Genomic DNA, 9,322 nt, shown 5'->3' on the forward strand with positions numbered 1-9,322 from the left:
CGCTTTGGAGGCCGCGCGCATCGCATGAGGACAGAGGGGCTTTGCGACTATAAATCGCGCTGAATGACGGTCGCTGCGCCACCCCACGGGCAGGCGCTCGCCCGGCTTATGTTATGCCAGTTGCAACGACCGCAAAGGGCGCGACGCAGACCAACACCCTTTCGCGACAGATCATTGTCTATCAGGGGTCACCCACTGTAAACCGCCGCCCAACGCTGGATCAGCTGCTGCTGCATCTTCCGCGACCGGCCCGCCCAGGCCCTACCGCCATCGGGCCGCTCCTTCTGGCTGTCGGGCACCGCATCGCGGCGCGCGATGTCGCCGGTAAAGATCGCGAAGGCCAGATCACTGCCGCCGACAGAGACATAGCCCGCGAGCGCCGAGACGAAGTTCAGTGTGCCGGTCTTGGCCAGAACCTGAACCCCGGCCAGCGGCCTGCCCGCATCATCCTTGTAGCGGATTTCCTTCATCAGCCCGCCAAGCTGCCCGCCGGGGCCGAGTTTCACCAGCACCCGCACCATATCCGCCGCCGAAATGCGCGAAGCACCGGCAAGGCCCGAATGATCGGCAAAGCGCGCGGACCCGATCCCGGCCCGCGCCTTGACCCAGTCGGCCATCGCCCGGCCCGAGGCGACATGGCTGGACACACCCTGCCGGGCCGAGGCGGCCATGCCCACCGTTTCGGCGGTCATGTTGGTCGAGTATTTCATCATGCCGCGCAGGATCGCGCGCAACTCGGAACTGCCATGCTGGGCCAGAACGTTTCCCCCCGGAAGGCGCTGAACCACCTCAGGCGCGGGCAAGGGCACACCTTGCGCCCGCGCCAGCGTCTGGAACACGTCGCCGGCATAAAGATCCGGCCGCCGCACCGGCAACCAGCGACTTCCGCCCTTGCCGAGCGCGCCCTTGGCGACGGTCCATTCCTCGACCTTGCCGCCGTTCCTGTAGGTATAGACCGGCAGGTCACGGTCGGCGATTTTCACCCGTGCCGAATAGACCTGCGGCGCGAAACGGGTGTCGCGGGCATCCATGCCGATCTCATATCCCGATCCGGCCCGCTTCCAGACGAAATTCACCCGGTTGAAATTGAGGTTGAGGCCCGAAACCGCCGGATTGTAACCCAGCCATTCCGGCTGGCTCTGGTCGATCGCCTCCAGATAGGGCAGCGCCCCGCCCCAGACGAGGAACCGGCCCGTGACCCCGGTCACCCCCGCCTTGCGAAGGGCGGTGGCCAAGTCCCCCAGATCGTCGGTCGACAGAACCGGATCGCCGCCCCCCGCCAGCACCAGATCGCCCTGCACCTTGCCGCCCGCCACCGGCCCGGTCGCGATCAGTCTGGTGCCGAACCGGTACCCCGGCCCGAGATGGTCGAGGGCATAAAGCGAGGTGATGATCTTCGCGGTCGAGGCGGGCGGCATCGGCAGATCGCTGTCCGAGGCCTCCAGAACCAGACCGGTCCGCGCATCGGCCACGACAAAGCCGACCCGTCCGCCCAGCCCCGCCGCGCGGATCAGCTCTGCCGCCGGGAGGGCCGATACCGCGCCAACCTGCAGGGGCCGCGCCGGGGGACGGGGGGAAATCATCGGCGCCTCGGCCAGAGCCCGCCCCGCGAGCCCGCCCAGCATGCCTGTCAGAATGAACCGCCGCGTCAGTCGCGTCATCGCCACCTTTCCTCTCGCCCCGAAATCTCGCCCAAGCCCGCGCCGGGGGCAAGTGCTTTCAGGCCCGCCAGTCGCCCCGCGCCCGGATCGCCGAGGATGACAGGTTTACCATCGGCACATTGAGAAACGCCCAGACCGGCGGCTGGGCCCGGGCCAGCAGCGCTGCCGCCGCCGTTGGCAGGCGAAACCGCGCGAATTCCTCTGCCGCGCGTGCACCACGCGCCTCAAGCCGCGCGCCGGGGCGGGCAAAGACGGCAACGGGCACGTTCTGCATGATCCACTCCCAGTCCTGCCAAAGATGGAACTGCGCCAGATTGTCGGCCCCCATCAGCCAGACGAAACGCACCCCGGGATAAAGCGCCATGAGCTTTTGCAAGGTCTCGGCAGTATAGCGCGTCCCGAGCCGCGCCTCGATATCCGAGATCACGACGCGCGGATGGCCCATGACCGCACGCCCCCGCGCAATCCGCTCCGCCATCGGCGCGGGCTGGCGCGTCTTCAGGGGATTACCCGGCGAGACGAGCCACCAGACGCGGGTCAGCCCGAACCGCTTCAACGCCTCGCGCGTGATATGGGCATGACCCGCATGCGCAGGATCGAACGACCCGCCGAGAAGGCCGATCGTCATACCGGGATAGGCTGTGGGGAAGCCCTGCAAATCATGCTCCTTACCTGCCCACCCTTTCTTCCCGCCGCCTTGGCCGCTGTCAACGCGGTCTTGTGCAGGCGATCCCTTCAATTGCGTTCAGCCGCCGGGCGGCGACCGCTTGACCATCCCGACCATCGCCCTAAAGTTGCGCTCAGCGGCAGCCATGCTCAAGAAGCCGAGAACTCGGCAGGCCGGGGTTTCCCCGGCTTTACATTGCGAACATGGACATTCGGCGCATGACCGACACTGGGCCTTGCCCAGGCCCGGTCATGCAGGACGGGTGAGGTTGGGCATGGCAGCCGCCCCGGTATTGGAAAAGTGATGCGACACGCCAAGATTCTTCTGCCCCTCGCGGCGTCGCTCGCCGAGACCGACTGGACGGCGGCAAAGGTCGAGGCGCATCTGCGCCAGCGTCTGCCCTCACGGTTCCAACGTCACGCCCCGGCGCTCGCTGACCAACTCGTCCGACGGTTTCCCGGTCGGGTCGCCCCCGATCCCGGCCCGATCGCCGCGACGCTGCTGGATGAGCCAAAAATCCGGCGGGTCGTCGATTTCGCACTGCGCCATGGGATCGTGCCCGACTTCCCCTTGTCGCCGTCGCGATTCAACCCGCCCGTCCCGTTCGACACTGCTGGCCTTCCGGCGCTGGACAATGCCCACATGCTTGCAGATTGGCTCGGCCTGCCACATCAGCAACTTGTCCGCTTCGCCGATCTGAACGCCCTTTCGGCGCTGTCCGGGTCGCATTTCGCGATCCACTATCGGCACCACCTGATCCCGCGCAAATCCGGTGGACTGCGGCTGATTGAGGAACCAAAACCGCTCCTGAAAAGGCTCCAGCGACAGATCCTGCACGGGCTGCTGGAGCTGATCCCACCCCATCCGGCGAGTTTCGGTTTTGTCAGGGGGCGCAACTGCATCAAGGCCGCCGCGCGCCATGCCGGCGAAGAGGCGGTGGTCGCGTTTGATCTGGCCGATTTCTTCCCGAGCATCGCCGCCAACCGCATCTACGGCCTCTTCCGCGCCATCGGCTATCCCCGCGCCGTCGCCCGCGACCTTGCAGGGCTCTGCACCACACGCACCCCACCCGAGGTCGCGCAGACAACGGGCCTGTCCCTGCCCGGCAACTACCTCAACCGCCACTTGCCGCAGGGGGCGCCGACCTCACCCGCGCTGGCGAACCTCGCGGCTCACGCGCTTGATCGCCGCCTGTCCGGCCTCGCGGCCTCACTCGACGCCAATTACACCCGCTATGCCGACGATCTTAGCTTTTCCGGAGATCCCCGCATCATCCCGATCCTGACCCGGGCCGTTCCTTCCATCGCGGTCGAGGAAGGGTTTCGTCTGAACCCAACCAAGACCCGCGTCATGACTGCCGCCGGGCACCAATCGGTCACCGGCATTACCGTCAACCAGCACGTCAACATCCCGCGCGAAGACTACGACCGCCTGAAAGCCACGATCCACCACCTGGGACGCGCGGATGACACCCGCCGGAACGACCGTGCCTTTCTTTCCCGCGTCTCGGGTCAGATCGGCTGGATCGAACAGGTCAACCCTGCGCGCGGCCTGAAACTCCGCGCCCGCTTAGACGCGCTGCGGCTCGCTTGATCCGCCCGGGCGATTGCCCTTCCTCCCGCCATTGTCTAGATGGGTGACAAACCCGGCATATACGAGGACTTCACCCATGGCTTCCTACCAATACGTCTATCACATGGATGGCGTCTCTAAGACCTATCCCGGCGGCAAGAAATGCTTTGAGAATATCCGCCTGAACTTCCTGCCCGGCGTCAAGATCGGCGTTGTCGGCGTCAACGGTTCGGGTAAATCGACGCTGCTGCGTATCATGGCCGGGATCGACAAGGATTTTCAGGGCGAGGCCTGGTCCGCCAAGGGCGCCAAGGTCGGCTATCTGCCGCAGGAACCCTATCTCGACCCGGCGCTCAACGTGCGCGAGAACGTCATGCTCGGTGTCGCGGAAAAACAGGCGATCCTTGACCGCTACAACGAACTCGCCATGAACTACTCGGACGAGACCGCCGATGAAATGGCCGCCCTTCAGGACACGATCGACGCCGCCAACCTCTGGGATCTCGACAGCCAGATCGACGTCGCGATGGAGGCGTTGCGCTGCCCGCCCGATGACGCGAATGTCGAAACCCTTTCGGGCGGTGAACGCCGCCGGGTCGCACTTTGCAAGCTGCTTCTGGAAGCGCCCGACATGCTGCTTCTCGACGAACCGACCAACCACCTCGATGCCGAAACCATCGCCTGGCTGCAAAAGCACCTGATCGAATATACCGGCACGATCCTGATCGTCACCCATGACCGCTATTTCCTCGACGACATCACCTCGTGGATCCTCGAACTCGAACGTGGCCGCGGCATTCCCTACGAGGGCAACTACTCTGCCTGGCTCGACCAGAAGGCCAAGCGCCTCGCGCAGGAAGCGCGTGAGGACAAGGCCAAGCAGAAGGTCATGGAGAAGGAACTTGAATGGATCCGCGCCGGGGCCAAGGCCCGGCAGGCCAAGCAGAAGGCCCGGATCAACGCCTATGAGAAGATGGCCGACCAGTCCGAGCGCGAACGCATCGGCCGCGCCCAGATCATCATCCCCAACGGCCCCCGCCTTGGCGGCAAGGTGATCGAGGTCGAGGGGCTGAAAAAGCATATGGGCGACAAGCTGTTGATCGAGGATCTGAGCTTTTCGATCCCGCCCGGCGCCATTGTCGGCATCATCGGCCCGAACGGTGCCGGCAAGACCACGCTCTTCCGCATGATCACCGGTCAGGAAAAGCCCGATACCGGCACCATCACGCTCGGCGATACGGTCAAGCTTTCTTATGTCGACCAGTCGCGCGACGACCTTGACGCCAACCAGAACGTCTGGGAATCGATCACCGACGCTTTGGACATCGTGGTGCTTGGCGATGCCGAAGTGAACTCCCGCGCCTATTGCTCGGCCTTCAACTTCAAGGGCGCGGACCAGCAGAAAAAGGTCGGCTTGCTGTCGGGCGGCGAACGCAACCGCGTTCACATGGCGCGCCTGCTGAAATCCGGCGGCAATGTGCTGCTTCTGGACGAACCGACCAACGACCTCGATGTCGAAACCCTGACCGCATTGGAAGCCGCGCTCGACGACTTCGCGGGCTGCGCCGTCATCATCTCCCACGACCGCTTCTTCCTCGACCGCCTCTGTACGCATATCCTTGCGTTTGAAGGCGAAGCCCATGTCGAATGGTTCGAAGGCAACTTCGAGGCCTATGAAGAGGACAAGATCAGACGGCTGGGACCGGATAGCGTTGAACCCAAAAGGGTGAAGTATAAGAAATTCAGCCGCTGAGGCGGATGGATTGCCCGTATTTCGAACGCGGGTTCAACGCGTGTGTGCGAGTGGTTGCGACCGGCTCTGTTGCACAAATCCCGGGAGGGATTCATCTTGTGAATCCAGCGTGGTAGCTGTGCTGCATGAGCAGACCCACAGCCCCGACCTACAAGACCAGGAACTGGCGAGCCTACAATGAAGCGCTTAAGCGCCGGGGCTCACTGACCATCTGGTTCGATCCCACTATGATTTGGGATGCCGCGCCGACAGGCAGGCGTGGCCGCCAGCGGACCTTCAGCGATGCCGCCATCCAGACGTGCCTTTCGATGAAGGTGCTGTTCGGCATGGCGCTCCGTCAGACGACAGGTTTCGTTGAAAGCCTGCTGCGGTTGGTCGGTCTCGACTGGGCGGTGCCCGACTTCAGCACACTTTGCCGCCGCCAAAAGACTCTGGCTGTAAACATCCCATATCGCGGGTCCAAGGGGCCGCTGCACCTGCTGATCGACAGCACCGGCATCAAGGTCGAGGTCGAGGGCGAAGGCGAGTGGCATGCGCGCAAGCATGGCGGCCCCAAACGACGGATCTGGCGCAAGATCCATCTCGGGATTGATGAGGAAACGCTGGAGGTCCGCGCTGTCGAAATCACCGGGAGCCATATCGGCGACGCACCGGTGCTACCCGACCTGCTCGGCCAGATCCCAAAGGACGAGCAGATCGGCAGCGTCACGGCAGATGGCGCCTACGATACCCGCAAGTGCCACGACGCCATCGCCGACCGCGGCGCGCACGCTGTCATCCCGCCCCGCAAGAATGCGACGCCGTGGAAGACCGTCACCGCCGGAGCCATGGTCCGAAACGAAGCCCCGCGGGCGTCGAAATACCTGCGCCGCGCCCTCTGGCGACGATGGAGCGGATATCACCGCCGAAGCCGCGTCGAGACGAACCCTCTCGGGATCATGCTTCGCATAACCCTGCCGGGCAGCGGATGCATTGTGTGAAACTGCTGGGCCAGCGGCTCATGGCGCGGGACTTCGACCGTCAGGTCGCAGAGCTCCAGGTCCGCATCGCCGTACTCAACGGCTATACCGCGCTCGGCATACCCATCACGAAACCCGTGGGATGACTCTGTCAGGGGAAAGGGAAGCCTCGGCTATCAGCCGATTTGTGCAACAGAGCCATCTCGAGGACAAAGGCATGGACCATGTCCGTGGCACGCCGCATCACCCGCAGACCCAGGGAAAGATCGAGCGCTGGCACCAGACCATGAAGAACCGGGTGCTGCTGAAAAACTACTTCCTGCCCGGTGACCTGGAACGCCAGATCGGCGCCTTCGTCAATCCCTGCAACGACCATCGCTACCACGAGAGCTTGGCCAACCTGACCCCGGCCGACGTCTATCACGGCCGTGGCGCGAAGATCCTGAAGATGAGAGAGGAGATCAAGATGCAGACAATCCGAAAACGTCGGTTGCAGCACCAAATCGCGGCCGCCTAAACTCAAACAGAAACCGAACCAGAGCCTCCGTTATGAAACTGCCTCAGCTCTCCGGAAAACTCTGACGACGGACAGGCGAGTGCGAATAGATCAGATGCGTGACCGGCTGATCGGTAATCTGGCTCAGGTTCTCTGCCAGCCAGCTTGACGCCCCGGCATTGATCGGGTCGACAACGACCGTGCCTTCGGATGTCGGCACGACGAGCGCGTAGTGGAAATTGTTCTGGAACCGGTAGACGTCGCCGGTGATATTCTCGATCGCGCGGGTGGCGTCCTGCGCAATGGCCGAGGTCGTCAGCGCGAGGCAGGCAGCGAGCGAGAGGGGGATGCGTTTCATGTCGTCCTCCTCTGGTGATGTGCCATCATGCCCGCTCTGGCCCTGTTCCCCGATCACGTTCGGGTGAGCATGGGCCCGCCCGGCGGGGTGCCGCGCCTTGACCCGGGCCCGCTTTCGGCGCATGTCTCCCGCCCAAAGAAGACAGGAGCAGAGCTTGGCCACAGTGCCGTTTTCCCGTTTCGAAGTGATGATCGCCTGGCGCTGTCTGCGTGCCCGCCGCGCCGAGGGCGGCGTCAGCGTCATGACCTGGATATCGCTGGTGGGCATCGCGCTGGGCGTGATGGCTCTGGTTGCGACCCTGGCTGTTCGCGCAGGGTTCCGGGCCGAGTTCGTCGACACGATCCTTGGCGCCAATGCCCATGTCTCGGTCAGCCGGGCGACATGGGTGGATGAGGATGGCGTGGCCAGCCGCGCGATCCCCGATGCAGGTGCCGTGGCGGCGGCGATCCGCGCGATCCCCGGCGTCACTCGGGCGGCCCCGATCATTCGTGGTCAGGCCATGGTGACGGCGGGTGACCGCTCGAACGTCGCCGAGATCTACGGCATCACGCTCGATGATCTTAAGGCGATCCCGCGCATTGCCAGTTCGGACGAGGCAATTGGCGATATTGAGCGTTTTGAAGAGGGCATGGCGGTGGGCCTTGGCATCGCCCGCGATCTCGGGCTGTCGGTCGGCGACCGGGTGAAGGTGATCCAGCCGAACGGCAACAAGACCGCTTTCGGTACCTCGCCGCGCGTCAATGCCTATGAGGTCGTCTATATTTTCAGCGCCGGGCGCTGGGATATCGACCGCACCCGCATCTATCTGCCCTACGGGGAGGCCGAGCCCTTCTTCAACCGCGAACGGGGTGCGGATGAGATTGAGGTCTTCGTCGCCGATCCGGAAGGGATCGAGAGCTACGGTCCGCAGCTTTTCATGGCGGCGGGGAACGGCACGCTTCTCTGGACCTGGAAGGATGCGTCGAGCGCCTTTCTGAACGCGCTTTCGATTGAGGATGACGTGATGTTCGTGATCCTCGCGCTGATCGTGCTGATCGCGGCTTTGAACATCACTTCGGGACTTGTCATGCTGGTCAAGAACAAGGGTCGCGATATCGGGATTTTGCGGACGATGGGTCTGACCGAAGGCTCGATCCTCAGGGTCTTCTTCCTTTGCGGCGCGTTCGTGGGCGTGATCGGCACCATCGCCGGGGTGGGTCTCGGCTGCCTTCTGGCGCTCAACATCGACAGCATCATGTCGGCGATCAATTACGCGACCGGCGGCGGAGCCTGGGACCCGTCGGTACGCGGCATCTACCGGTTGCCGGCGGAATTGCGGCTCTGGGATATCGGCCGGGCGGTGGGGCTGTCGCTGGTCCTCTCCTTCGTCGTCACAATCTTCCCCGCCCGTCGTGCTGCGCGGATGAACCCGGTGGAGGCCCTGCGCTATGAGTGAGACGGTGCTGGAGCTTCAGGGCGTTGCCAAGACCTATCTGGAAGGCACGCCGGGCGAGGTGCGCGTTCTGAACGCTCTCGACCTGACCGTCGCGCGGGGCGAGGTCGTGGCTTTGGTCGCGCCCTCGGGTGCCGGCAAGTCGACGCTGCTGCATATTGCAGGGCTTCTGGACACGGCGGACAGTGGCACCGTGGCCATCGGCGGCAAGGTGATGACCGGCCTTTCCGACCGCGCCCGGACGGCGGCGCGGCGGAACGAGGTGGGGTTCATCTATCAGTTCCACCACCTTTTGCCCGAATTCAGCGCCGAGGAGAACATCGTCCTGCCGCAGCTCGCCAATGGAGCCGGGCAGGCCGGGGCGGCGGCACGGGCGCACGATCTGCTGGCACGGGTCGGGGTCGGCCACCGCGCAGATCATCGC

The 9,322-nt window shown here is 64.3% G+C and carries 7 protein-coding genes and 2 pseudogenes; 6 read left to right on the top strand and 3 right to left on the bottom strand.

Annotated features, from left to right (window positions below):
• Positions 1 to 188: 188 nt before the first annotated feature.
• Together dacB and WBB85_RS10865 are read right to left on the bottom strand one after the other, a co-directional pair.
• Positions 189 to 1,661, bottom strand: coding sequence for a D-alanyl-D-alanine carboxypeptidase/D-alanyl-D-alanine endopeptidase (gene dacB, locus WBB85_RS10860; RefSeq protein ID WP_432638635.1), 1,473 nt, complete (start codon positions 1,659 to 1,661; stop codon positions 189 to 191).
• Positions 1,662 to 1,719: 58 nt separating this feature from the next.
• Entirely contained in the window at positions 1,720 to 2,319 is a 600-nt protein-coding gene (locus WBB85_RS10865) for a nicotinate-nucleotide adenylyltransferase (protein ID WP_432638636.1), read from the bottom strand.
• A 312-nt stretch (positions 2,320 to 2,631) separates the two neighbouring features.
• Between WBB85_RS10865 and WBB85_RS10870 the strand changes: the two genes are divergently transcribed.
• The 4 genes and pseudogenes from WBB85_RS10870 to WBB85_RS10885 form a co-directional block, all read left to right on the top strand.
• Positions 2,632 to 3,921 carry a reverse transcriptase family protein gene (locus tag WBB85_RS10870; protein WP_432638637.1) on the top strand — a complete coding sequence of 430 codons (1,290 nt, stop codon included), beginning with the start codon at positions 2,632 to 2,634 and terminating at the stop codon, positions 3,919 to 3,921.
• Between the two features lie 76 nt (positions 3,922 to 3,997).
• Positions 3,998 to 5,653, top strand: a complete 1,656-nt coding sequence (gene ettA, locus WBB85_RS10875) for an energy-dependent translational throttle protein EttA (RefSeq protein WP_432638638.1) — start codon at positions 3,998 to 4,000, stop codon at positions 5,651 to 5,653.
• 125 nt (positions 5,654 to 5,778) lie between these two features.
• Positions 5,779 to 6,758, top strand: a pseudogene (locus WBB85_RS10880) (IS5 family transposase).
• A gap of 56 nt (positions 6,759 to 6,814) precedes the next feature.
• A pseudogene (locus tag WBB85_RS10885) lies at positions 6,815 to 7,129 on the top strand (integrase core domain-containing protein); the annotation flags it as partial.
• 43 nt (positions 7,130 to 7,172) lie between these two features.
• Here WBB85_RS10885 and WBB85_RS10890 read toward each other — a convergent pair.
• Positions 7,173 to 7,466, bottom strand: coding sequence for a hypothetical protein (locus WBB85_RS10890; RefSeq protein WP_432638639.1), 294 nt, complete (start codon positions 7,464 to 7,466; stop codon positions 7,173 to 7,175).
• Positions 7,467 to 7,587: 121 nt separating this feature from the next.
• Between WBB85_RS10890 and WBB85_RS10895 the strand changes: the two genes are divergently transcribed.
• Together WBB85_RS10895 and WBB85_RS10900 are read left to right on the top strand one after the other, a co-directional pair.
• Entirely contained in the window at positions 7,588 to 8,901 is a 1,314-nt protein-coding gene (locus WBB85_RS10895; RefSeq protein WP_432638642.1) for an ABC transporter permease, read from the top strand.
• Positions 8,894 to 9,322 (top strand): ABC transporter ATP-binding protein (locus tag WBB85_RS10900; protein WP_432638641.1); only part of this gene is annotated, 429 nt, incomplete at its 3' end. The genes WBB85_RS10895 and WBB85_RS10900, both read left to right, overlap by 8 nt.

Origin of the sequence: Albidovulum sp., assembly GCF_049646345.1 — a bacterium.
GTDB lineage: Bacteria > Pseudomonadota > Alphaproteobacteria > Rhodobacterales > Rhodobacteraceae > Albidovulum.

Excerpts from the sequence above, each read along its gene's own strand:
- dacB (WP_432638635.1), bottom strand. The coding sequence starts at position 1,661 with ATGACGCGACTGACGCGGCGGTTCATTCTGACAGGCATGCTGGGCGGG.
- WBB85_RS10870 (WP_432638637.1), top strand. The coding sequence starts at position 2,632 with ATGCGACACGCCAAGATTCTTCTGCCCCTCGCGGCGTCGCTCGCCGAG.
- ettA (WP_432638638.1), top strand. The coding sequence starts at position 3,998 with ATGGCTTCCTACCAATACGTCTATCACATGGATGGCGTCTCTAAGACC.
- WBB85_RS10890 (WP_432638639.1), bottom strand. The coding sequence starts at position 7,466 with ATGAAACGCATCCCCCTCTCGCTCGCTGCCTGCCTCGCGCTGACGACC.
- WBB85_RS10895 (WP_432638642.1), top strand. The coding sequence starts at position 7,588 with ATGTCTCCCGCCCAAAGAAGACAGGAGCAGAGCTTGGCCACAGTGCCG.